The sequence below is a fragment of the Candidatus Enterococcus huntleyi genome, assembly GCF_009933175.1.
In the GTDB taxonomy this organism is placed as follows: Bacteria; Bacillota; Bacilli; order Lactobacillales; family Enterococcaceae; genus Enterococcus_K; species Enterococcus_K huntleyi.
In genome coordinates this window covers 121,195-147,078 of the sequence record NZ_MAEJ01000008.1, presented here as the reverse complement: position 1 = coordinate 147,078, position 25,884 = coordinate 121,195, and the positions used below count along the sequence as shown (strand labels likewise).

Sequence of the window (25,884 nt, the reverse complement as noted above, 5' to 3'; positions counted from 1 at the left end):
TCAGCGCTGCTCTCCAAATCTTTTGATTTGGAGAGTATGCACTCATCATAAAGTGTTTTTTTGTACACAAAAATAACTGTCTTGACAGTGTTGTTTTGTGAACACAAAAGCATTTTATTTGTTACGCAGTAAATATAATTGAAAATTAGGGCTTTTTTTGATAATGTTAGTAAGAATGTTAAAAAGAATGAGGAGTAATCATGGAGCCAATTATTGAATTAAAGAATATCACTTATAAATATCAACCTGATGATCTACGTCCGGCGTTGCAAGATGTTTCTTTTTCGATTAATAAGGGAGAATGGATTGCGATTATCGGCCATAATGGATCAGGGAAGTCGACGTTAGCTAAAACAATCAATGGCCTATTGATGCCTGATACAGGGTCTGTAACAGTTGGCAACCAATCTTTGAGCGAAGAAACGGTTTGGTCTATTCGTAAAATGGTTGGAATGGTTTTTCAAAATCCTGATAATCAATTTGTTGGATCAACTGTTGAAGATGATGTGGCTTTTGGACTGGAAAATCAGGGAATTCCTCGTGAAGAGATGATCGAGCGAGTAAAAATCGCTTTAGAGGGCGTTCGTATGAGCGAGTTTACTAAGAAAGAGCCAGCTCGCCTATCAGGTGGTCAGAAACAACGTGTCGCAATCGCTGGAGTTGTAGCGTTGCGCCCAGATATTATTATCTTGGATGAAGCGACGAGTATGCTAGATCCAGAAGGTCGAGCAGAGGTTATCTCGACGATTCAAAAGATTAAAGAAGAAAGCAATTTAACGGTTATTTCAATTACGCATGATATTGACGAAGCAGCTAATGCCAATCGTATTCTTGTGATGCGTCAAGGCGAGTTAGTCAGTGAAGGAACCCCAGAGGAGATTTTTTCGGCAGGTCCTGAATTGATTGAGCTAGGATTGGATTTGCCGTTTCCTGAGAAGCTGAAGGCGGCTCTAAAAGATCGTGGCATTCAAGTGCCTAGTGAGTATTTGACTGAGGAAGGGATGGTGGATTGGTTATGGACATCCGTTTTGAAAAAGTAGACTTTACCTATCAACCGAATACTCCTTTTGAACAGCGTGCTCTGTTTGATATTAATTTGACTATCAAAGAAGGCTCATATACAGCGTTAGTGGGCCATACAGGTAGTGGGAAATCGACGTTACTTCAACATCTGAATGCGTTGGTTAAACCAACGAGCGGCATGGTTGAGATTGGTGATCGAAAAATTGTTCCTGAGACAGATAATAAAAACTTGAAACCTATACGCAAAAAAGTCGGTATTGTTTTTCAATTTCCTGAAGCGCAGCTTTTTGAAGAAACAGTGGCCAAAGACATTGCTTTTGGACCGAAGAATTTCGGTGTGAGCGAGGAAGAATCACGCAAACTGGCAGAGAAGATGTTGCAACAGGTAGGACTTGATGAAAGCTATCTAGAACGCTCGCCATTTGAGCTATCTGGTGGGCAAATGCGCCGAGTTGCGATTGCTGGAGTCTTGGCTATGGAACCTGAGATATTGGTCTTAGACGAGCCGACAGCCGGCTTAGATCCACAGGGACGCAAAGAGATGATGGAAATGTTCTTGGAGCTGCATGAAAAAGCTGGGATTACGATTGTTTTAGTCACTCATTTAATGGATGATGTCGCAAACTATGCTGATTATGTGTATGTTTTAGAAAAAGGCCAGGTCGTCAAAGGTGGCGCGCCTAAGGAAATTTTTCAAGAGCTGAACTGGTTGAAAGAAAAGCAGTTAGGTGTGCCAACCGCGACTGAATTTGCGGAGCGATTAGTGGCCAAAGGGGTTTCTTTTGGCACCCTTCCGCTAACTGCCGATGAATTAGCCGATAAGCTTGTTTCTTTGTCAGGAGGATCTGCTCATGATGAATAAACTGATTTTAGGGAGATATATCCCAGGCGATTCGTTTGTACACAAAATGGATTCACGGGCGAAATTGGTTGCTAGCTTTTACTTTATCGGCATTATCTTCATGGCGAATAATTGGCAAACTTACTTACTAATAGCGGCTTTTACGCTATTTGCTGTCTTATTATCAAAAGTGGATTTGAAGTTCTTTATTCGCGGTGTCCGCCCCCTAATCTGGCTAATTCTCTTCACGGTTGCGTTACAGATTTTCTTTACCCGTGGAGGAACGGTTTATTGGGAGTGGGGAGTTCTGAGTGTGACTGAATTCGGATTGACAAACGGAATTTTCATCTTCTGTCGTTTTGTCTTAATCATCTTTATGTCGACATTATTAACCTTAACAACGCCGCCATTAGAACTATCTGATGCGATTGAATATCTACTGCGTCCTTTAAAAGTGGTTCATTTTCCTGTCCACGAAGTGTCACTGATGCTATCGATTGCTTTACGTTTTGTGCCAACTTTGATGGATGAAACGGAAAAGATTATGAATGCTCAACGCGCACGAGGAGTTGATTTTGGGGAAGGTAACCTCGTTCAAAAGATGAAAGCTGTGGTTCCTTTACTCATTCCGCTGTTTGTTAGTAGTTTTAACCGAGCAGAAGAATTAGCGACAGCCATGGAAGCACGTGGCTACCAAGGTGGCGAAGGCCGCACGAAGTATCGTGTACTACATTGGCACAATCGAGATACGTTAGCAATTATTGGCTTTATCTTGCTGACAGTAGGACTAGTCTTTTTGAGAAGTTAGTAAATAATGATTATTTCATAAGGGAGTGGATGAAAACTCGTCCTCTCCCTTATTCTATGCCAATTTTATTAACTAAAACAGGTGGCGTAGGCCGATAAGAAGAAATAGGTTGGCTATCAAAAAAAAGTAGTTAGTTTAAAGTGGAGAATGAGATTGAGGAGGCAAGTATGGTTCGATATAAAGCGATAATAGCATATGACGGTACAAATTTTAATGGGTTCCAGCGACAACCTAATGGTCGAACGGTGCAAGAAGAGATTGAGAAGACGTTGAAAAAGATGGCGAATGGTCAGACGATTCAAATTTTTGGTTCTGGTCGAACGGACGCCGGGGTTCATGCGATGGGACAGGTTATTCATTTTGATTATCCTGAGGAACGGCCGTTGGAACGGATGCGTTTTGGCTTAGATACGCAGACGCCGGAGGATATTGCGGTGAAGGCTGTCGAGATAGTGCCAGAAGAGTTTCATGCGCGCTACCTTGTGACAGAAAAAACTTATCAGTTTCGTGTGGATATTGGGAAGCCTCGTAGTCCGTTTCGTCGATTTTATGCGAGCTATTTTCCCTATCCAATTGATACGGAAAAAATTCGTCGTGCCTTACCTGATTTACTGGGAACCCATGATTTTACGGCGTTTTGTGCAGCGGGTAGTCCGATTGAAGATAAGGTGCGAACGATTTATGAAGCGAGCTTGGCTGTCAATGAAGTGGGCGATGAATTGGTATTTACTTTTCGTGGGGATGGTTTTTTGTATAAAATGATTCGCATCTTGGTAGGTACTCTGCTAAAAATTGGCAATGGTCGGATGCCAGAAGATTGCTTGCCTGAAATTATTGCATCTAAGGATCGAAATTTGGCTGGACCAACCGCACATCCAGAAGGTTTATATTTAGTAGAAGTGAAGTACGAGTAGGATAATCATCCTAGGTATCAAGCTGACTGTCGTATCTTTTTAATGAAAGAAGTGCGGATTATCTCCTGATGAGAAAAGAAAAACCGTGAAATACAGAAATGGCCTTTTTGAGCCTGATTCTGCATTCACGGTTTTTTCTTTTGGTTAATTTGTCTACTGTTTGTTGCTAACTACTCGACTGGTTCTACTGATTGATCATGACCCAGTGTTTGTTTAGTGGCAGTTAGCTCTTTCTTATTGAGCCAATAGCGATAAGCAATGAAGAGCGCGAGGCAGCCAACAAATAATAGCGCTCCTGGTAGGAAACCAGCAGGGAGATAGCTTAACTTGATTGTATGGGTACCTTTGGGAACTTTTAAGCTGACAAAGGCATCTTTAAAATCAGTTATATCAACCTTTTTACCATCGATTGACGCGTGCCAACCCTTATCGTAAGGAATCGTAGTGACGAGCGTTTGCTCGCTTTCTGTGGTGACTTTACCAGTGGCTGTGCGGCCGTTCACGGTAAAATCAACGCCGTTTTGTTTGATTGTATCGATAGCTGCTTGATAAGCTAAGGTATCTAGCCCGACAACTTTAGGCTCGATGAAGCCGACTTCTGACGTACCATAGAAACTGGCGGTAAATTCAAAGGTCGTTTCATTCTCGTAATACCCTAGATCGTAGTATTGACCAGTAATATTAATCTGTGATTTCTGACTTCGACCATTGACTGTAATCGTCGCTGTGGAGCTTTCTAATTGATTAAAATTTGTCGGGAATAGGCTCAAGTAAGCTTGCGTATTCGCTGGAACTGTCACATTCCAGGTGACATCTTTAGAGATATTTGGTTTTTCTTCCTTGTAAGTGACCGAATTGCCATTTTGACTAATCAAGGTATTCTTATGGTCAATTACTACTGTTGGATAAAATTCATAATAAGTCTGTTGCAACTGACTGAGACCATTAAGCAGGTTTGTTTGGCTGGTAAGATTGTCTGTTGCGGGTTGTTCAATTTTTTGTATCGTATTAGGGGCTAGGAAGCCTAAAGGTAACGCATTTCTATTTTCATACAGACGATAAGTACCTGATTGCTTGATTTGAGTGAAGCCATAGTCGCTGATTTCATTCTTAGAGATCAAGTATTTCATGCCTAAAAAGCTGTCCATAGCGAGTGTATTATTCGGGTATCGTAAGTTTAAATTGGTTCCTCGTGAGCGATATCCTAGTGTATTCAGATAAGTTGAAGAGTGACGATTTCGGATTGAAGAGAACATACCAATGCCATTGTAGCCATAATTGAAGCTATCATTAACTGACACACCGTCGAGATTTTCTAAACGATAGAAGGTCTCATTCTTTTGTTTCGTGGTATCTACTAACTTTTTAATGTCTGGATAAGGCTGCGTATATAAACTGCGTGAAGCGTAATTCCAGTCGTCAAGAATCCCTTGAACCATTCCACTCGTATTGACCATAGCTTCAGCACTCATTAAGACTAATAACAAAATAGCTAAGCGTTTCTTGGGGAAAGAACCCAGCTGATAATAACCAATAGCTAGAAGGTAAAGCACCAAGAAGACGATGGTTAAAATAAAGGAAGTGGTAGTGACATACTCGTAGTTCTCTCCACCTTTTGAGCCCCAAGCGACGCAGAAAGCACCGATTAAGACGAAGATGATGGCACTCAGCTTTCCTAAGTCTTGCTGCTTAAATTGTTCCCAACCATAACCGGCTAGAAAAACAACTAGAAAAGAGAAAAGAAAGGCATAGCGGAATAAGAACATATTCGGCGCATGCATACCGTGCCAGAAAAGATTCAAAGGAACCAAGTAGAAGCTGGCAATTAAAAGAGCGAATAAGCTAGCAAAACCAACTTTTTCCTTCCACGGAATTTGTTTCGAAAGAAAATAGAGTAGGCAAAAGACTAAGGGAATTAATCCGACATAAATAAAGGGAATAGAACCGTATTTCGTCGTATCATAGACGCCAACCATATTCTTTATGAGAATATCCCAAAGACCGGTTGCTTCCGTTTTTAACTTAGTAATTTCACTTAGTTTTTCACCATTCTCACGCAAATCAATCAAGGCTGGCAGAATAATAATCATCGAAGCACCGCCGGCTAATAGAGAAGTGATACCGTATTGAACTGCGGAACCTTTGTATTTGTGCCAATGAGTCAATAAGCGAACGCAGAAGTACAAGAATGAAAAAACACCTACCATGAAGCCCATATAGAAGCTGGATAAAAAGAGCATTAAATAGGAAACAAATAGAACAGTTGGCTTCTTTAAATCCATGACGCGATGAATACCCAAAATGATCAAAGGTAAGTAAACAAACGCATCAATCCACATGATAATCTCCGAATGGGCGATGGCAAAAGAAGAGAGGGCATAGGCGACTGCCAAAGCCACATGATTCCAGCGCGGGAGCTTAAATGTTTGTTTGGCTAAGAACCAGAAAGCAAGCCCACTACTGGCGACTTTTAACAAGGTTAGGACATACAGTGCATCTGGCATCCATTGATTAGGAAAGAAGAAGACAATTCCTGTGAAAAATCCGCCGAGGTAATAAGATACCAACGAAAGATAATTCAAGCCTAAGGAGCCGTTCCAGGTATAAAAAATACTCTGATCGCCAGACAACATATTCTTAAAACTGGCGTGGAAATTCGAAAATTGTGAGAATGCGTCGCTGGCTAGAATGCTCCGACTGCTTCCGGGATAAATCCCAATACTCAGATAAATCAAGGCTAAAATAAAAAATGGGATAAAGAAACTAGCGAGCATGTATGTACGATTAGCTTTTAAAAAACGTTTTATTGTTGTCATAAGAACCTCTCCGAATCTTCTAAAATGATTGATTTTAGTTTACCATATCTTAATAGGAAAACCTCCAATTTTTGGAAAAATTTACAAAAAAGCCTATCAAATTAAGGATTACAAGTGTCTTTTTATTCTGATAATAAATATCAGATAATAAAAAATATTGATGGAATATTGACATTTTTACGAATAAAAGGTATCTTTAAAAAATAACAGCGCATATTTATTTACTTATTGGACTAAATCTAATGAGTGCACATAGGAGTATCATAAACGGTATGTACCGGAATTATGCATTGTGGTCAGTGTATAATTCAGCGAGAATTGGGTATCTAGAAATAGATTACTCAGTTCTCGTTTTTGTTTTCTAATTGAGAATAAGAAAAGAACATCCTCAATAGGGCAATTCAAAAGAAGCACAATTCAGGAGAGTAAATCACGAGAACAAACCTAGGCAGATGAATCGTCAGAATGGTTTTCGGAATAATACCAAAAGGAGTACAACTATTGCTAGAGCTATAGAATCTTTTGTTTGGCTGAAACCAAGTGACGCATCCGGGATTCCTTCCATCGAAAAAGTTCGCAGTCTGGTCGCAAGCAGCTCAACAAAGGGCGTTGATCTCATTGCTAGATTAGTTCTTAACCCGCTGTAAATACTGTGGTCAACAGCGGGTAGTTCATAATCTCCCTCTAGGGACTTCAGAATTTTCCAATTGCAGGAATCCCGGATGCGGCAAAGTCTCTGAATAAATACAAGGTATTAAAAAGCGCCAGAAAGTTTAACATACAGCTTTCTAACGCTTAGAACAGTTATATTTTTTTAATAAATGTTGTACAAAATAAAGCTCTGAGTACAAGAACAACAAAAAAACCGTTCGATTGAACGGTTCGAAAACATTTCATTAATCAATATTAAACGCGCTCAACTTTTCCTGATTTCAAAGCACGAGCTGACACCCAAACTTTTTTAGGTGTTCCGTCGATCATCACACGAACTTTTTGTAGGTTCGGTTTAACAGTACGTTTAGTAGCGTTCATCGCATGAGAACGATTGTTTCCGCTTGATGTTTTACGACCTGTAAAGTAACAAACTTTAGCCATTTTTAATTTCCTCCTTTGCCTTGATGTTGGAGCAATAATTTTCAGCTCATACTAAAATAATTTAACATAATGTACAAGTATTTACAAGAGAATTTTTTCAAAGACGATTGACATTAAGAGGCAAAAATTGTAAATTAGACAAAGTTATTGCGACAATAGCCATTTTTCGGCTAATAATTCGAGGTAAGTGAGGGATCGTCCTTTTATTTACCGGTTGCCTATGATAGAATATTGTAGTAGAAAATGGGTTAATAGACTCGTTAAGGAGGGTCATTTCAATGGCTGTAAAAATTAAAACGTCAGCTGGTACGATCGAAATAACGAATGAAGTGATTGCGACTGTCGTTGGCGGCGCAACTACTGATGTGTTTGGAATCGTTGGTATGGCAAGCAAAAATCAAATTAAAGACAATATTACTGAAATTTTACGTAGAGAAAATTACGCGCGTGGCGTCGTAGTGCGTCAAGAAGAAAACGGCATCGCAGTGGATGTCTATACGATTGTCAGCTATGGCACGAAGATTTCTGAAGTATCTCGCAATGTGCAAGAGAAAGTGAAGTACAATTTAGAAACTTTACTTGGTGTTGCGGCTAACTCAGTCAATGTGTTTGTTCAAGGTGTACGCGTACTGCCAGACTAGGCAGAAGACTTGCTGAAAAACAGCGAGTGGATCTGAAGGAGGATTATTTAGGTGAATGTAACAGAAATCAGTGCAAGTCAGTTCCAAGAGATGGTGCAGGCTGGTGCGAATCGTTTGCAAACAAATGCAGAGTATGTCAATTCTTTGAATGTTTTCCCTGTGCCAGATGGTGATACAGGTACAAATATGAATTTATCCATGACAAGTGGTGCGAAAGCTGTAGTGGATTCTGCTTCAGATAAGGTTGGCGAGTTAGCGACTGTCTTATCAAAAGGACTTTTAATGGGCGCTCGAGGAAATTCAGGCGTAATTCTTTCACAATTATTCCGTGGATTTTCAAAACAAATCCCAACGGTTGTCACATTGAACGCACAAGACTTAGCAGCTGCGTTTACACGTGGGGTAGAGACAGCTTACAAAGCAGTCATGAAACCAGTTGAAGGAACTATTTTAACAGTGGCTCGTGAAGCAGCTAAAGCGGGTGAAAAAAAGGCGAAAGAAACCGACGATTGTGTGGAAGTTATGACGTCTGTTGTGATGGGTGCGAAGCGTGCTTTAGCGAAAACACCTGATCTTTTACCTGTGCTGAAGGAAGTTGGCGTAGTCGATAGTGGCGGTCAAGGCTTATTATTCATCTATGAAGGATTTTTGAGTGTACTGAATGGTGAGTTCCAATTAGAAACAGTTTTTGAACCTTCACCAGCTGAAATGGATGATATGGTCAATGCTGAACATCATCGTAGTGTGCAAGGTCATATGGCGACAGAAGATATTACTTTTGGCTATTGTACAGAGATTATGGTGAAAATTGGCGAAGGTCCAACAGTGGATAGTGAGTTTGATTATGAAGAATTCCGTAACTATTTAGATAAACTTGGCGACTCTTTATTGGTCGTGAATGATGATGAGATTATTAAAGTTCACGTACATACGGAGCATCCAGGTGAGATCATGAATTATGGTCAAAAATTTGGTTCTCTTGTGAAAATCAAGGTGGATAATATGCGCCTACAGCATGAGACAATTCTAGAGCATGATAGTGGTCAAGCGAAGCCAGTGGCTAAGAAACCACGGACACCTTATGGAATTATTGCGATTGCAGCCGGCGAAGGTGTGCAAGAATTATTCCGTAGTTTAGGTGCTAGCTATGTGATTAGTGGCGGCCAAACGATGAATCCAAGTACGGAGGATATCCTAAAAGCGATTGAAGAAGTCAATGCTGATCAAGTAATTATCTTACCTAATAACAAGAACATTTTCATGGCGGCTGATCAAGCAGCGGAAGTGGCTGAATTGCCAGTGGCTGTGGTCCCATCGAAAACTATCTCTCAAGGGATGACGGCGATGTTGGCCTTTAATGATCAAGCGTCGTTGGAAGATAACAAAGAAGGCATGAAAGAAATGCTTGAAAGTGTCGTGAGTGGGCAAGTGACTCATGCGATTCGTAATACCTCAATTGATGGGGTAACGATTACCGAAGGCGACTTCTTAGGCATGATTGATGGCAAGATTGTTATTTCAAATCCCGATTGTTTCGCGACTTCATTTGCTACATTAGAGCAGATGATTAACGAAGACACTGAGATTGTGACGATTATTACCGGTGAAGAGGGGACAACGGCTGAGGCTGAGAAATTAGGAGCGGCCTTGACTGAAAAATATGAAGATTTAGAGTTGGAAATCCATCAAGGAGACCAACCTGTCTATCCTTATCTATTCTCTGCTGAATAAGGCGAATCAACTAGGTAGATATCTAGAAGTATCGACTAACAGCGACAGGTAAGAAAGAAATTTCAGTAATATAAGTAATTGAGACAAAACATAGATAGGTACACCATGGGTAGCTGGGATGTAAATCGTTTACTGATTTATGTTCTGGCTACTTTTCAAAGTGTTTTAAAAGAGATTAGGAAAGAGAGGAGGCGAGCATTCATGAGTAGCACAGGCATAAAGGACCCGGTGACGGTCTTGGCAGGTGTGGGCGAGAAACGGGCGAGTAAGCTGGCTGAATTAGGCATTCAAACGGTTGAAGATTTGTTGACGTATTATCCTTTTCGTTATGAGGATATCCAGGAAAAAAATCTACTGGAAATTCAAGATCAGGAAAAGGTGACCTTGAAGGGCTTGGTCGTTTCTGACCCGGTGGTGAGTCGTTACGGGTATAAGAAAAGTCGACTACAGTTTCGCATGATGCAAGAGCACGCGGTGTTTAACGTCTCCTTTTTTAATCAGCCTTATTTGAAAGATAAGATTGTTTTGTCAGAAGAGATTGCTGTGTATGGCAAATGGGATGCGAAACGAAAGGCGCTAACGGGAATGAAGATTCTCGGTAGTCAAGCGACGGAAGATTTTGCCCCAATCTATCATGTCAGTAAATCTGTTCGGCAGACAACCTTGATTGAATTAATTAAAGCAGCTTTTACAGGCTACTTCCAACAATTGGAAGAGAATCTTCCAGAAGAATTACTAGAGAAATATCGGTTAATGGGGCGCAAGCAAGCAGTCTTCGCTATGCATTTTCCGAAAGATCAAGAGGAGAGTCGGCAAGCGAAGCGCCGAGTGATTTTTGAAGAGTTCTTTCTTTTTCAAATGCAGATTCAAGGGTTAAAGCGCGCAGAAAAATCAGAGGCACAGGGATTATCTGTTCTGTATGATGTCGAGCGAGTGAAGCAATTTACACAGGCGTTGCCTTTTGAATTGACGGCTGCTCAAAAGCGCGTGACCAATGAGATTTGTCGCGATTTGCGCAGTAAAAAGCATATGCAGCGTCTATTACAAGGGGATGTTGGGAGCGGAAAAACAGTGGTGGCGGCGATTGCTTTATATGCGACGGCGACGGCGGGCTTTCAAGGGGCGCTAATGGTGCCCACCGAAATTTTGGCGCAGCAGCATTTGGAAAGTCTAAATCAGTTATTTGATCCGCTTGAAATTCAGACAGCTTTACTGACAGGTTCCACCAAAGCGAAAGAGCGCCGCGAAATTCTGGCTCGACTAGCGAGTGGTGAAATTGATGTGGTGATTGGGACGCATGCTTTAATTCAAGAGAATGTGGTGTTTCACCAACTGGGCTTGGTCATTACCGATGAACAGCATCGATTTGGCGTCAATCAACGGAAGATTTTACGCGAAAAAGGGCTTAAACCAGATGTACTTTTCATGACAGCTACGCCAATTCCTCGGACTTTAGCGATTACGGCTTATGGTGAAATGGATGTTTCGGTGATTGATGAGATGCCGGCTGGTCGAATTCCTGTTGAGACTCGTTGGATACGGCCACCACAGCTGGATAGTATTCTCGAGTGGGTTAGAAAAGAGCTGGCGTTGAGCCATCAAGTCTATGTCATCTGTCCATTAATTGAAGAGTCAGAGGCGCTGGATGTCAAAAATGCGACAGAGATTTATGAACATATGCAGCAAGTCTACTCGCCGGAGTATCAGGTGGGATTGTTGCATGGTAAAATGAAAAATACCGAAAAAGATCATATTATGGAAGCATTCAAAGAGCGTGAATTGCAGATTCTAGTCTCAACGACGGTGATTGAGGTGGGTGTGAATGTGCCAAATGCGACGGTTATGTTGATTATGGATGCTGATCGTTTTGGCTTAGCCCAATTGCATCAGCTGCGTGGTCGTGTGGGGCGTGGCGCGGAGGCTTCTTATTGTATTCTGGTGGCTAATCCCAAGAATGAAATGGGTGCCGAGCGGATGAAAATCATGACGGAGACAACGAATGGTTTCCTCTTGAGTGAAAAAGATTTAGAATTGAGGGGACCAGGGGAAGTATTTGGTTCCAGACAATCAGGAATTCCCCAATTTATAGTCGGCGACTTAGTGACGGATGGAAATATTTTAGAAGTCGCAAGAGAAGAGGCACATAAAATTTGGAAAATTCCTCACTGGCAAACAGAGGAGGCCTACCAGGGGCTGAGTCAAGCAATCAAAATAGAAGATCCAGAAGGACGTTATTTTGACTAAAAGTTATGGTATACTGGTGCTGATTTGAGAGGAGCGAACAGGAAATGAGAATTGCAGTAGATGCGATGGGTGGCGACAATGCCCCGAAAGCAATCGTTGAAGGCGTGATGTTAGCGCAACAGGATTTTCCAGAAATTGAGTTTATCTTATATGGAAAAGAAGCAGAAATTAGAAAATATGTTACAAATGAAAAAAATCTAACAATCGTGCATACGGATGAAAAAATAGCGAGTGATGACGAGCCGGTGAAAGCCATCCGTCGTAAAAAAACAGCGTCGATGGTCTTGGCTGCACAAGCGGTTAAAACAGGCGAAGCGGATGCGATTTTTTCAGCCGGGAATACAGGCGCATTATTAGCAGCTGGCTTATTCATCGTTGGCCGAATTAAAAATATTGAACGACCAGGACTTATGTCGACCATGCCTGTGATGGGACAGCCAGATGGTGGCTTTGATATGCTAGATTTAGGGGCGAATGCTGATAATAAACCAGAACATTTGGTTCAGTATGCGGTCTTGGGTTCATTTTATGCCCAAAAAGTTCGCAAAATTACTAAACCTCGTGTTGGTTTGTTGAATAATGGAACTGAAGAGACTAAGGGTAGCGAATTAACGAAGAAAGCCTTCGAATTGTTACAAGCAGAAGAAAGTATTAATTTTATTGGAAATGTCGAAGCGCGGGATTTATTAAGTGGTGTAGCAGATGTTGTGGTAACGGATGGCTTCACTGGGAATGCTGTCTTGAAATCAATTGAAGGCACGGCGATGAGCATGATGAGTTTATTGAAATCGTCTATTCTGGAAGAAGGCTTCAAAGGGAAAATGGGCGCTTTGCTATTAAAAAATGCTTTACGTGGCATGAAGAATGAGATGGATTATTCGAAGCATGGCGGCGCGGTCTTATTTGGCTTAAAAGCACCGGTAGTCAAAACGCATGGTGCGACAGGTCCGGATGCAGTGCGTTATACGATTCGTCAGATTCACACAATGCTAGAAACGAAAGTTGTTGACCAATTAGTCGCTCATTTTGAAGAAGTCGATAAAAAAGCGGCTCTTGAGGCAGCGGCAACAACGACAGCGACAGAGGTAGCTAGTACAACGAGTGGAGACGCAGCGGAATAAGCAGTCTCAGGATGATCTTGAAAGATTCGATGATTCAGAACTATTAATAGAAGAAAAAGAATAAAATATACGCAACCAGGCAAGTCATAGAAGTGAGCGGATTCGGCAAAAAGAGCCTTTAGAAATCAAAATGACATTATTCTGTAACAATTTTGAAAAAATACTGGACAAATGAGCGGATTCTGAGTAAAATGTACTATGGCTTTGTTATTAACAGAGGGTTGTCAAAAGCAGTGGAGGTGAATGCAATTGACTCGTGAAGTAGTTTTTACTAAAGTAGCGAATATTATCTCGAACCATTTTGATATTGATGCAGACAAGGTAAATGATCAACTAAGTATTAAAGATGATTTGAACGCTGATTCGATCAGCATTATGGAATTTGTTTTAGAACTTGAAGATGAATTTGGGACTGAAATCTCAGATGAAGACGCTGAAAAGATTGAAACTGTTGGTGGCGCAGTAGAATATATACTTTCTCACCAAGGGTAATAAAAAATAACGGTTTATTAGAAAAATCTAATGAATCGTTGTTTTTTTTTATCCTACGTTAAATTATAATAGATTTTTCTGACAATTTGGGTCATTTTAGGCGAAATAATCTTGCATTCTCGTATTGATTTCTATATAATTGTTAAGAAACTATTATATTATGTTAAGAGAAAGATTTGTATCCATTGAAAAACAGCGTGCGTTCGATCTTTTTTCATATATAAAAAACAAACTTCAATGAAGGGTAAAAGAGAGAGGGGTATTCGATTGTCAAATGATAATCAATTATTAGACGTACAAAACCTGCATACTGGTTTCCGGATTAAAGATGATTTTTATGACGCAGTAGACGATGTGTCTTTTGTCCTCGAAAAAAATGAAATTCTAGCTATTGTGGGTGAGTCAGGCTGTGGGAAAAGTACCTTGGCCACTACAATTATGGGCTTGCATGATCCAATTCATACAAAAATTACTGGAGAAATCTTATACAATGATTTGAACTTATCGAATTTAAATGAGACATTGTACAATAAGATTCGCGGTAATGATATTGGTATGATTTTTCAGGATCCATTATCGGCCTTAAATCCCCTAATGAGAATTGAAGATCAGATCAAAGAGGGTCTTTCTTACCATACAAAAATGAACGACCAAGAACGCCAAACGCGTGCGATTGAATTATTAAATCAAGTAGGTATTCTAAATCCAGAGCGTGTGGGACGTCAATTCCCTCATGAATTATCTGGTGGGATGCGCCAACGGGTGATTATCGCGATTGCGATTGCTTGTAAGCCGCCGATTGTCATTGCTGACGAACCAACAACGGCATTAGATGTAACGATCCAAGCGCAAATCTTGGATTTGTTGAAAGATTTACAAAAAGAAACGGAAGCCGGCATTATCTTGATTACCCATGACTTAGGGGTTGTAGCTGAGATGGCTGACCGCGTAGCCGTGATGTATGCGGGTCAATTTGTGGAAGTTGCTTCTGTAGAAGAACTATTCGCGAATCCAAAACATCCTTATACGCGTTCATTATTGAACTCGATTCCTCAAGAAGATAATCATGATAGTGAACTGCATGTGATTGAAGGGGTTGTTCCTTCATTGAAAAACATGGTGCGCACAGGTTGTCGTTTTTCACCACGTATTCCGTGGATTGCTGAAAGCGAGCATGAAGAAAATCCTAGTTTGCATGAAGTGGCACCTGATCATTTAGTTCGTTGTACTTGTTATAAGCATTTCCATTTTAGAGACGAAGAAGGAGAAGTGTAAATGTCAGAACTTATTCAAATTAAAGACCTTAATGTACACTATCCAATTCGTAGCGGCTTCTTTAACCGCGTGACTGACTATGTGTACGCAGTAGATGGTGTTAATTTTACAATCGAAAAAGGGAAAACTTACGGCCTAGTTGGTGAATCTGGCTCAGGAAAATCGACGACCGGAAAAGCGATTGTCGGTTTAGAGAAAGTGACCTCTGGTGAGATTATCTATGAAGGAAAAAATATAACTAAGAGTAGTAACCGTAAGAAAATCAACTACAACAAAGATGTCCAAATGATCTTCCAAGATGCGATGTCTAGTTTGAATCCGAAAAAACGGGTCATTGATATTATTGCTGAACCGATTCGTAACTTTGAACGCTTGAGTGATCAAGAAGAGAAGAAAAAAGTCAAAGGCTTGTTAGATATTGTTGGGATGCCAGAGGATGCCTTATACAAGTATCCCCATGAATTCTCAGGTGGACAACGTCAGCGTTTAGGTGTCGCCCGTGCGGTGGCAACAAGTCCTAAATTGATTGTGGCAGATGAGCCTGTTTCAGCGTTGGATTTATCTGTGCAAGCACAGGTTTTAAACTTCATGAAACAAATTCAAGAAGAGTACGGCTTAAGTTATTTATTTATTTCCCATGACTTAGGGGTAGTTAAACACATGTGTGATACGATTGCTATTATGACCAAGGGCCGTTTTGTTGAAATTGGCTCACGTGAAGATATTTATACAGATCCACAACACATCTATACGAAACGTTTATTATCAGCTATTCCAAAAATTGATGTGGCAAACCGCGAAGCGCATAAAGAGAACCGCCGTCGTGTTGAAGCGGAATACAACCAAAAACAAACTGAATTTTACGACGCAAATGGCCGCGTCTATGATTTGCACAAAATCAATGAGACTCATCAGGTTGCGCTGAAAGATGGGGGGACAAACTAATGTGGAAAACAATTTTTAGACGCATACTTTTGATGATTCCCCAACTGATAATTCTTAGTATGTTGGTGTTTATCTTAGCAAAAGCGATGCCTGGGGATCCATTTTCAGGATTAGTGACGCCGAATACAGATCCAAACAGAATTGCTGAGTTACGTGAGCAAGCTGGTTTGAATGATCCGTGGCCGCAACAATATGTTCGTTGGATTGGCAATGCTTTCCAAGGGGACTTCGGGATTAGTTACATTAAGAAAATGCCTGTTGGAAATGTTATTGCAGGGACAGCGGCCAATACTATTTGGTTAGCTATTTTAACCTTCCTGTTAACGTATTTAATTGCAATACCTTTAGGAATGTTATCAGGACGTTATCAAAACTCGATTTTAGATAGAATCGTTGGTGTCTACAACTATATTAGTTTCGCGATGCCACCTTTCGTTTTAGCTTTATTGGTTTTATGGGCTTTTGGTTACCAACTACAGTGGTTCCCAACGAGTGGGTCAGGAACTATTGGACTTGAGCCAGGGACAATCAGCTATTATATTGATAAGCTGCAGTTTATTATTCTGCCGGCAATCACGCAGGCCTTGTTATCGACTGCGGTGATTATCCAATATCTACGAACCGAAGTCATTGACTCTAAGTCACAAGATTACGTTCGGACAGCGCGCTCTAAAGGGGTGCCAATCAACAAAATCTATTCCCGTCATATTTTCAGAAATGCTTCATTACCTGTTGCCTCAATCTTAGGCTATGAAATCACTAACCTTGTTGGAGGAGCGATTTACATTGAAACCATCTTTGGTTATCCAGGTATGGGTCGCTTGTTTATCGATTCGATTAGTGGACGAGATTATAGTGTTATTACGGCACTCGTGTTACTTCTAGGAATCGCAACATTAGTGGGAACCTTGCTCTCAGATATTATTATGAGTATTGTTGATCCACGAATCAGAATCCAGTAGGTGGAAAGGAAGATAATGTTTCAATGAAAAAAAATGACGAAAAAGAGAAACAATTAGAAAGCCTTCCGCCAATGGGCTTTCAAGTAATTGTACGAGAATTCTTAAAAGATAAAGTGGCGATTGCTTCTTTAATCATTGTCATCATCTGCTTGTTAGTAGCCTTTGTCGGCTCGTTATTTATTGACCAAGTAAGCTTGATGAAAGTGGATATTTTAAATAAATATGCCAATCCTTCAGATTTGCACTGGCTTGGAACCGATGTTTCAGGGAAAGACGTGTTTGGCCAGCTGATCGTGGGGGCAAGAAATTCTATTTTAATTGGTTTTAGTATTACGATCATTACATCGATTATCGGGGTAAGTTTTGGTATCATCTCTGGTTACTACGGTGGCGTGATTGATAATATTTTAATGCGCTTTGTTGATTTCGTGATGGTTTTACCGACGCAAATGCTGATTATCGTATTTGTGACGATCATTCCTAAATACACGATCTTCAATTTCGTGGCAATCATGAGTGCCTTTTATTGGGTCGGAAAAGCCCGTCTTTTCCGTAGTAAGACCTTGTCAGAGGGACGTCGTGATTATGTGAGTGCCTCTAAGACTCTAGGAACAAGTAGCTTTAAGATTATGTTCCGTGAGATTATGCCGAACTTAAGCACGCTGATTATTACGAACTTGACGATTAACTTCGCGGCAAACATTGGGATTGAAACGGGGCTAAGTTTCTTAGGCTTCGGGTTACCACCAAATGTCCCAAGTTTGGGTACACTGATTAGTTTTGCTAGAACATCTGATGTTTTAGCTAACAAAACATGGGTTTGGTTACCTGCATCATTATTTATTTTAATAATGATGTTAAGTATAAACTACATTGGACAAGCGTTAGGTCGTTCGTCTGATGCGAAACAAAGATTAGGATAATATAGATTAGGGAGGAACAAGGATGAAGAAGAAGATTATAGGATTTCTAACAGTTGCAACAGCCGTAACATTATTGGCTGCTTGTGGCGGAGGTGGTAGTAAAACATCATCTAGTGACACAAAGGATGGCGGAGCTGACAAAGTAGAAACTGCGAAGTTCCCGAAAACACAGAACACGAAAGCTAAGGCATTAGAAGGCGAAACATTAAACGTAGCACTTCCTTTTGATGATCAAATTCAAGGTGTTTGGTCGTATGCATTGTATGAAGATGCGTATGATGGTACATTATTAGAAATTGCGGATGACAGCTTATTCTTAACGGATAACGAATTCAAATATACGAATGGTGGATTAGCAGACGTAGAATTTGACCGTGAAAAAAATACAGCAACTGTTACTTTACGTAAAGATTTAAAATGGTCTGATGGCGAAGCTTTAACAGCGGATGACGTAGTTTTCGCTTATGAAGTAGTTGCTCATAAAGATTACACAGGTGTTCGTTACGATGAAAAATTACAAAACATCGTCGGCATCGAAGATTACCATGCAGGTAAAGCAGATACAATCTCAGGAATCAAAAAAGTGGATGATACAACTGTAGAAATCACTTACAAAGAATTAAACCCTGCGATCCAATATGGTAGTGGCTTACTATCATACGCTATGCCTAAACATTATTTAAGTGATGTTCCAGTGAAAAAATTACAAGAGTCTGACAAAATCCGTAAGAACCCTGTAACAACTGGTCCATTCTACATCAGTAATGTAAAAGTTGGGGAAAGTGTTGAATACACGAAAAACCCTTACTACTATGGTAACAAACCACAAGTAGATAAAATTGTTGCAACAGTTGTTCCAACTACAACTGTCGTTGATGAATTGAAAAACAAAAAATATGATATCGCGTTAGACATGCCTACTGATACGTATGATTCATATGCTGATATCGATGGCTACACTAACTTAGGCCGTGAAGAGCTTTACTACTCTTACATTGGTTTCAAATTAGGTAAATTCGATGCTGCTAAAGGTGAAAACGTAATGGATCCTAATGCAAAAATGGGTAACGTAAAAGTTCGTCAAGCGATGGCTTATGCAGTTGACTCAGAACAATTAGGTGAAAAAGTTTACTCTGGTTTACGTGTCTTCGCTAACTCTGTAATCGTTCCTGCATCTGGTGATGTGTACGATGCTGATTTAGAAGGTTACAAATTTGATGAAGCGAAAGCTAAATCTCTATTAGAAGAAGCTGGCTACAAAGATACAAATGATGATGGATTTGTAGAAGATCCAGATGGTAAAGAATTCGTTGTTAACTTTGCAGCAATGGCTGGTGGCGAAAGCTCTCAAACAGTTGCTGACTTCATGAAACAAAGCTGGGAAAATATCGGTATCAAGGTTGAGTATACAACTGGCCGTTTAATCGACTTTAACTCATTCTATGACAAGATTTTAGGCGATACTGATGATGTTGATGTTTACGCTGCTGCATGGGGCGTTGGAACAGATCCAAACCCAAGCGAATCATTTGGACGTAAAGCTCAATACAACATGATGCGTTACAACTCTGAGAAGATGGATGAAGTCCTAGGACGCATCGCTTCAGCAGATGCCTTTGATGAAGCTAAAAACAAAGCTGCTTACAAAGATTTCCAAGCATTAGTAAAAGAAGAAGTGCCTGCATTCCCATTAAACTATAACTACCGTATTATCTTAGTTAATGACCGTGTAAGCTACTTCGACTACGACTACCATGCTGACACAACTAACCGTTGGGCAGATGTAGCTGTATCTGAAAAAGACAGAAAATAATTAATAAACTAGACTTGGTGAACGTAATGTTCACCAAGTTTTTTGTATTTTGATGAGTATAAACATTGCGTGTGCGAGGAACTGTGGCGCATCCGGAATTCCTTCCATCAAACAGTTTGCCGTCTGGTCGCAAGCAGCTCAACAAAGGGCGTTGATCTCATTGCTAAACTTGTTTCGATAAAATGGAAAACGGACTTGATGGACGAAATATCAGTGGATTTTTTGTGTTTAAAGGTTTATGACTATTTCGTGTGCGAGGAACTGTGGCGCATCCGGAATTCCTTCCATCAAACAGTTTGCAGTCTGGTCGCAAGCAGCTCAACAAAAAACGTTGATCTCATTGCTAAATCAGTTCAAACCAGCTGTAAGGGCTAGGGTCGGGTAAGGATGCGAAATTTTCAATTTCCCTTTTATCGACCTACGCATACCGTTCTACAACTTGGAAACTTGGTAAGTAGAACTGACACAACAGCTGGTAATTCATAATTTCCCTTAAGGGACTGCAGAACTTTTTGATTGCAGGAATACCTACTGCTAGATTGTCTAGCTATTATTTTGTTTCGATAAATGAAAAGATGGAAAAAAGACCAGATGATAAATATCTTAATTCGAATATCATGAAGAGTTTACATAGTTACTGATGTACATGCTGGACAACTTTTTTTATTATTCTTCTAGCAAAATTGTTTGGTAATTGGAAGATTCTTACTTGTGGATTTTTGTGACTTAGATAAGGGGTTTTAAGTTTTTTGCATAAAAAAAAGCAGTTCATCCGAATAGATGAATTGTCTTTTTTTATTATTGTTGGATAAAGTTCTCAAACTATAGTTCCGCTATTTTCTTGAAATAAGTATCCAAGTCTTCTGGATTTTTACTAATTGGTGTTTTGATTAATTCAGGGGTTTCTTTGTAGGCTAGTTGTGTTTGTGTATTTGGTTCACAGTAAATTGTTTTAATCTTGGATGGTAATTTTCTGTTCTGAAGGTAGGTAGTTTCGGTGGATAGTTTATTTAATTCGTCATCACTTTTGATTGCTCTCCTTTTTATTTAGTAGGAGCAGCTTCTCTCCATATGATTATTTTGTTGAACTGTCTTTCTCTTCTGCCTTTTTTTCTTCTGCTTTCTTTTTATCCAATTTTCTAATCTTAAAGTGTAAATAAAAATCCAAAAGAGACATCCCGAAAAAGAAAATAAAATAGATTATCTGAATAATTAACTCATAGGTAGTTGAAGGCGTGGTGAAAATTGATGCTAACGTTAAAAGCGCAAAAATAAGGAATATTGCAGATATCCAGAGTAACATTCTTGATGAAGCTTCTGTTATCTTGAAGAATACGTCCCACATGATTGTTGTTCTCCTTTTCTTGAAGTTGGAGGGAATATTATTCATTCCCTATTCATAGTAGCTATTTCAGTGCTTTAGCGTAGGTTTCTTAGACTGGCTGTGTGTAACGTAACAGAGAATAGTTGGGCTGTCTGTATAAATATGTAAACGTATTCCAAATTTAATGAATCTGATAATTAGTGGATGGATTAACTGATTTATTATGAGGATTTTACGGTGCTTGTGCTGAGGATTGTCGATATTTATGAGTAAGTTGAGAAATAGATGATTTCGTGGGTTGCTGGATAATTTTCCAACTTGTTGGCGTATTCTAGTTAGAGGGAGGCGAGGGTGGATTTATAGGTGAGGATAGACATTTTTTGTATAATTTAGTCGCAGGGCTGAGTGAAAGTTTAAGAAAAATTTAGAGTTGGAGAGCAGTTTGGATTCTTTTTGTAGCAAGCATTTCAAAAATCGGAAAAAACCAGTATAATAGGGAAGTATTGTAAATATAATTAAGGGAATGTTGTCGAATGGATATACAGCTAATCAAAGAATTGAAGGAACGATATGCAATTACTTTTACTGATGTCGATCTACTAGAACAAGCGTTTACCCATTCATCCTATGTGAATGAGCATCGGAATTTACACTTATCTGATAATGAACGATTAGAATTTTTGGGAGATGCCGTATTGGAATTATTAGTTTCCCAATATTTGTATCGCGAGTACCCAAGTCTGCCAGAGGGTAAGCTGACAAAGATGCGTGCAGCGATTGTGCGTGAGGATACATTGGCGATTTTTGCTAAGGAATGTCAGTTTGATCAATATATTCGTCTAGGTAGAGGGGAAGAAAATTCTGGTGGCAGAAAGCGTTCGGCGTTGTTGTGCGATTTATTTGAGGCCTTCTTAGGGGCTTTGTATCTCGACCAAGGGACCGAAACGGTGCTTGAGTTTATTAAGAAAGTCATTTTTCCAAAAGTGGCGGCTGGTGCTTTTTCACATGAGATGGATCATAAAACGAAGTTACAAGAAGTGTTACAAAAGTCGGGCGATGTCTTGATTGATTATCGATTACTGAAAGAAGAAGGCCCGGCACACGAACGTATTTTTTGGATAGAAGTTTATGTTGAAGGCAAATTGATTGGTACAGGGCAAGGAAAATCAAAAAAATTAGCTGAGCAAAATGCCGCAGAGAATGCGTTGAAAGATTTGCAAGGATAAGTGAAGGGAGCATGAGTCTTTCGTGTATTTAAAACGACTTGAAATCGCTGGCTTCAAATCATTTGCTGATCGAACGGTGATTGATTATGAAAACAGTGTGACAGCAGTTGTCGGACCGAATGGTAGTGGCAAAAGTAATATCACAGAAGCGGTTCGTTGGGTGTTGGGAGAACAGTCTGCCAAAAGCTTGCGTGGCGGAAAAATGCCGGATATTATTTTTGCAGGTTCCGATTCTCGTAAACAACTGAATATTGCAGAAGTGACGGTAATTTTGGATAATAGCGATCATTATTTACCGTTGGACTTTAATGAAATTAGTGTAACGCGTCGCTATAATCGAAATGGCGATAGTGATTTTTTTATTAATAAACAGGCGTGTCGATTGAAGGATATTCAAGATTTATTTATGGATTCTGGGTTAGGTAAGGAATCATTTTCAATTATTTCCCAAGGGAAGGTTGAAGCGATTTTTAGTAGTAAACCTGAGGATCGCCGAGGAATCTTTGAAGAAGCGGCCGGGGTTTTGAAATACAAACAACGGAAGAAAAAAGCGGAGCAGAAGTTATTTGAAACTGAGGATAATCTGAGTCGTGTCCAAGACATCATTTATGAATTAGAAGATCAGTTAACTCCTTTGGCGGCCCAGAGCGAGGCGGCGAAGGAGTTTTTACGCCTAAAAGAAAGCTTGACTGAAGCGGATATTAATTTGACGGTGAGTGAGATTCAAACAGCTAAAGTGGCTTGGGAAGAGCAAAATCAGCAGCTGACAGCATTGAATGAACAGCTACTACAATTAAATAATGGCATTCGTCAGTCAGAACAGACACTGGTTTCTCTGAGAGGGAAACGTGGCGAGATGGATGAATGGACAGAAAATGCTCAACAACAATTACTTCATTTAACTGAGGCCTTAAAACAGGCTGAGGGGCAAAAAGAAGTCATGGTTGAGCGCTCAAAACATACCTTGCAGAGTTCCAAAGAGTATCAGGAAAACTTGCAGGAAACAACAGAGAAAATCCGACAATTAGAAGCGGCGATGCTTGCTTTAGAGGAAGAGAAGAGCGCAAAAAACGCAGAGGTTCTTGAGATTGAGCAGGCGATTGCGCAAAATGAAGTTGAGTTGGTTAAGTACCAAAAAACCTCTAAGGAATTGTTGGAAGAGCTGCGTGGACAATATGTAGAATTGATGCAGGAGCAGGCGAGTACAGGCAATGAATTGAAGCATTTAGAGCGCCAATATCAGCAGGAATCATCAAAGAATCAGCAGGCGTTGACGAAGTATGAGGAGTTGGCTGCGCGTAATAATCAGCTGGAAGAGAAGAAACAGACGATTGCTGAGAGTTATGAAGCATTGCAGGCGAAATTGGTGCAACAGCGGGCTGATTATGTCCAGCGTCAGCAGCAATTGAAGTCAGGCCAGCAAAACTTGGCGCAAGAGCAGCAGGTGATGTATCAGCTGATGAGTCGGGTGCAACAAGTGCGTGCTCGGCAAAAGAGTTTGCAAGAGATTCAAGAAAACTATTCTGGCTTCTATCAAGGCGTTCGAATGGTCTTGAAACAGAAAGAAACGTTATCTGGGATTGTGGGCGCAGTGGCGGAATTAATCGAAGTTCCTGGTGAGTACACCTTGGCGATTGAAACGGCCTTGGGCGGATCTGCGCAACATGTGATTGTTGAGACCGAGAAAGATGCGCGTCAAGGGATTACCTATCTGAAACAGCAACATGGTGGACGGGCAACTTTCCTGCCATTGACGACGATTAAACCGCGTCAAATGGCTGTGAGTACCTTGCAAAAGGCCAATAAAATTCCTGGGTTCTTAGGAATCGCGAGTCAATTGATCGAGTTTCCAGAGAAGATTTCAACAATTGTTGAAAATCTGTTGGGCACGATTATTATTGCGAAGGATCTGACGAGTGCCAACCAAATTGCTCAAAGTATCCAGTATCAGTGTCGTGTGGTGTCTCTGGAAGGGGACGTCATGAATGCGGGTGGTTCGATGACTGGTGGGGCGAATAAACGCGGCAATCAAGGGAGCTTATTTGCTCAGTCACAGGAACTGCAGGAGTTAACGACGCAATATGCTGAGTTAGATCAAGAGCAGCAGGCCCGTGAAAAGAGTGTTCGTCGGTTAGAACAAGAAGTGGCGAAGCTTTCTGAACAGGTCGAAAAGATTCGTGAAGAAGGGGAAACGACCCGCTTTAAAGAGCAAGAGGTGGCGAACCAATTACAGAATATCACGGCGGATCTAGAACGGATTCAAAAGGAACAGCAAATCTTTAGCTATGAAACCAAGGAGCTACAAGAATTTATTGAAGCTTATGAAGCGCAAAAAGTGGGCTTAGAAACGCACCAAGCAGAGTTGCAGGCACAGTTGGCTGCGATTGATCAGGAAATGACGTCAATCAGCCAAGAGAGCGATTTAATGGAAGAAAAACGCCAACAATTGACACAAGAGGACGCGCGTTTGACCGCTAGTTTGGCTGTCGCAAAAGAGCAATTAGTCAGCATTCAACAGCAACTACAGGGCGCCGATGACCAATTGGCGGAAGCAGTGGATAAAAAAGAAAGCTTGGCTCGCCAACTGGATGCGTTGACCAATGATGTTTCAGATCATGAAGTGACGGAAGAGTCGTTGGCAATTCGGGTGGCTGAGTTGCAAGAGAAGCGTGATCAAATCAGCGAAGAGATTACGGCTAGAAAAGCGCAACGTACAGAGGTTCAGGCGCAGGTGAATGCATTAGATCAGCAGCTGGCTGAACACAATCGCCAGCAAAAACAAATGCTGTCTGACCAAACGAAAATTGAAGTACAAAAGAATCGTGCAGAGATGAAGCTGGATTCGGGCTTAAACTATTTGCAAGAAGAATATAGTCTAACCTTTGAAGCTGCGGCGGAACAAGCCGAAGAGGTGGAGGCAATCGAAGAGACGAAGCAGGAAGTCAATCGATTGAAACGCAACATCGATCGCTTGGGACCGGTCAACCTGAATGCGATTGAGCAATATGAACAGGTCAATGAGCGGTATGAATTTTTAGTTGCCCAGCGAGATGATTTATTGTCAGCTAAAGAGCAATTATTCGAGACGATGACGGAGATGGATCAAGAGGTTAAGATACGGTTTAGTGAAGTCTTTGAAGCGATTCGGGCGAAATTTCAGACGGTCTTCCCGAATATGTTTGGTGGCGGACGGGCGGAGTTGGTCTTAACGAATCCTGAAGATTTATTAAACACAGGGATTGAGATTGAAGCTCAACCACCAGGCAAAAAATTACAAAGCTTGAGTTTACTGTCTGGGGGCGAACGAGCATTGACGGCGATTGCCTTGTTGTTCTCAATTATCCAAGTTCGACCGGTACCATTCTGTATTTTGGATGAGGTGGAAGCCGCCTTGGATGATGCCAATGTGGCACGCTTTGGCCATTACTTGAGCCAATTTCAAAATGATACACAGTTTATCGTGGTGACTCACCGAAAAGGGACGATGGAAGCAGCAAACGTCTTGTATGGGGTAACGATGCAAGAATCGGGTGTTTCGAAGATTGTCTCAGTGCGCTTAGAAGAAGTCACAGAAGGCGGCAAGATTATCAGCGCCTAGACCCTAGAGGCCAGTGTAAAGAGTACAGATGGGGATTACGCAGTGTTCGCTATAGCGAGGCTGACAAAATCCTTGTAATAGTTGGGAAGGGG

18 protein-coding genes and 1 pseudogene are annotated in these 25,884 nt (G+C 40.7%); 16 read left to right on the top strand and 3 right to left on the bottom strand.

Annotated elements, in window-relative coordinates; translation table 11 throughout:
• The first annotated feature begins 200 nt into the window (after positions 1 to 200).
• From BAU15_RS06025 to truA, 4 genes are all read left to right on the top strand, one after another.
• A complete protein-coding gene (locus BAU15_RS06025; protein WP_161841839.1) occupies positions 201 to 1,040 on the top strand; it encodes an energy-coupling factor ABC transporter ATP-binding protein in 840 nt (279 codons plus the stop codon).
• A complete protein-coding gene (locus tag BAU15_RS06020) occupies positions 1,016 to 1,885 on the top strand; it encodes an energy-coupling factor ABC transporter ATP-binding protein (protein ID WP_161841838.1) in 870 nt (289 codons plus the stop codon). The genes BAU15_RS06025 and BAU15_RS06020 overlap by 25 nt, the downstream gene beginning before the upstream one ends.
• A complete protein-coding gene (locus tag BAU15_RS06015; RefSeq protein WP_161841837.1) occupies positions 1,875 to 2,672 on the top strand; it encodes an energy-coupling factor transporter transmembrane component T family protein in 798 nt (265 codons plus the stop codon). The genes BAU15_RS06020 and BAU15_RS06015 overlap by 11 nt, the downstream gene beginning before the upstream one ends.
• 167 nt (positions 2,673 to 2,839) lie before the next feature.
• Positions 2,840 to 3,586, top strand: coding sequence for a tRNA pseudouridine(38-40) synthase TruA (gene truA, locus BAU15_RS06010; protein ID WP_161841836.1), 747 nt, complete (start codon positions 2,840 to 2,842; stop codon positions 3,584 to 3,586).
• 170 nt (positions 3,587 to 3,756) lie between these two features.
• Here the strand turns inward: truA and BAU15_RS06005 are convergent, their stop codons facing one another.
• Positions 3,757 to 6,402 carry a YfhO family protein gene (locus BAU15_RS06005; RefSeq protein ID WP_161841835.1) on the bottom strand — a complete coding sequence of 882 codons (2,646 nt, stop codon included), beginning with the start codon at positions 6,400 to 6,402 and terminating at the stop codon, positions 3,757 to 3,759.
• Between the two features lie 906 nt (positions 6,403 to 7,308).
• Entirely contained in the window at positions 7,309 to 7,497 is a 189-nt protein-coding gene (rpmB, locus tag BAU15_RS06000) for a 50S ribosomal protein L28 (RefSeq protein ID WP_161841834.1), read from the bottom strand.
• Positions 7,498 to 7,775: 278 nt separating this feature from the next.
• Here rpmB and BAU15_RS05995 point away from each other — a divergent pair, with 278 nt between their 5' ends.
• The 10 genes and pseudogenes from BAU15_RS05995 to BAU15_RS05950 all read left to right on the top strand — a co-directional run bounded on the left by BAU15_RS05995 (position 7,776) and on the right by BAU15_RS05950 (position 19,644).
• Positions 7,776 to 8,138: an Asp23/Gls24 family envelope stress response protein gene (locus BAU15_RS05995; protein WP_161841833.1), complete on the top strand. Its 363-nt coding sequence runs from the start codon at positions 7,776 to 7,778 to the stop codon at positions 8,136 to 8,138.
• A 51-nt stretch (positions 8,139 to 8,189) separates the two neighbouring features.
• The gene (locus BAU15_RS05990) at positions 8,190 to 9,869 is read left to right on the top strand and encodes a DAK2 domain-containing protein (RefSeq protein ID WP_161841832.1); all 1,680 of its coding nucleotides are present in this window, start codon (positions 8,190 to 8,192) and stop codon (positions 9,867 to 9,869) included.
• A 201-nt stretch (positions 9,870 to 10,070) separates the two neighbouring features.
• Entirely contained in the window at positions 10,071 to 12,113 is a 2,043-nt protein-coding gene (gene recG, locus BAU15_RS05985) for an ATP-dependent DNA helicase RecG (RefSeq protein ID WP_161841831.1), read from the top strand.
• A gap of 44 nt (positions 12,114 to 12,157) precedes the next feature.
• Positions 12,158 to 13,144 (top strand): annotated as a pseudogene (plsX, locus tag BAU15_RS05980) (phosphate acyltransferase PlsX); the annotation flags it as partial.
• A gap of 339 nt (positions 13,145 to 13,483) precedes the next feature.
• Positions 13,484 to 13,726, top strand: coding sequence for an acyl carrier protein (gene acpP, locus BAU15_RS05975; RefSeq protein WP_161841830.1), 243 nt, complete (start codon positions 13,484 to 13,486; stop codon positions 13,724 to 13,726).
• Between the two features lie 237 nt (positions 13,727 to 13,963).
• Positions 13,964 to 15,001 carry an ABC transporter ATP-binding protein gene (locus BAU15_RS05970; RefSeq protein ID WP_161841829.1) on the top strand — a complete coding sequence of 346 codons (1,038 nt, stop codon included), beginning with the start codon at positions 13,964 to 13,966 and terminating at the stop codon, positions 14,999 to 15,001.
• On the top strand, positions 15,002 to 15,946 hold the full coding sequence (locus BAU15_RS05965) for an ATP-binding cassette domain-containing protein (RefSeq protein ID WP_161841828.1): 945 nt from the start codon (positions 15,002 to 15,004) through the stop codon (positions 15,944 to 15,946).
• Entirely contained in the window at positions 15,946 to 16,908 is a 963-nt protein-coding gene (opp4B, locus tag BAU15_RS05960; protein ID WP_161841827.1) for an oligopeptide ABC transporter permease, read from the top strand. Before BAU15_RS05965 ends, opp4B begins: the two co-directional genes overlap by 1 nt.
• Positions 16,909 to 16,931: 23 nt before the next feature.
• On the top strand, positions 16,932 to 17,831 hold the full coding sequence (locus BAU15_RS05955; protein WP_161841826.1) for an ABC transporter permease: 900 nt from the start codon (positions 16,932 to 16,934) through the stop codon (positions 17,829 to 17,831).
• A 22-nt stretch (positions 17,832 to 17,853) separates the two neighbouring features.
• A complete protein-coding gene (locus BAU15_RS05950) occupies positions 17,854 to 19,644 on the top strand; it encodes an oligopeptide ABC transporter substrate-binding protein (RefSeq protein WP_161841825.1) in 1,791 nt (596 codons plus the stop codon).
• Positions 19,645 to 20,719: 1,075 nt separating this feature from the next.
• Here BAU15_RS05950 and BAU15_RS05945 read toward each other — a convergent pair.
• Positions 20,720 to 21,034 carry a hypothetical protein gene (locus BAU15_RS05945; protein ID WP_161841824.1) on the bottom strand — a complete coding sequence of 105 codons (315 nt, stop codon included), beginning with the start codon at positions 21,032 to 21,034 and terminating at the stop codon, positions 20,720 to 20,722.
• A 467-nt stretch (positions 21,035 to 21,501) separates the two neighbouring features.
• Here BAU15_RS05945 and rnc point away from each other — a divergent pair, with 467 nt between their 5' ends.
• On the top strand, positions 21,502 to 22,194 hold the full coding sequence (gene rnc, locus BAU15_RS05940; protein WP_161841823.1) for a ribonuclease III: 693 nt from the start codon (positions 21,502 to 21,504) through the stop codon (positions 22,192 to 22,194).
• A 22-nt stretch (positions 22,195 to 22,216) separates the two neighbouring features.
• Positions 22,217 to 25,792: a chromosome segregation protein SMC gene (gene smc, locus BAU15_RS05935; RefSeq protein ID WP_161841822.1), complete on the top strand. Its 3,576-nt coding sequence runs from the start codon at positions 22,217 to 22,219 to the stop codon at positions 25,790 to 25,792.
• Positions 25,793 to 25,884 lie beyond the last annotated feature (92 nt).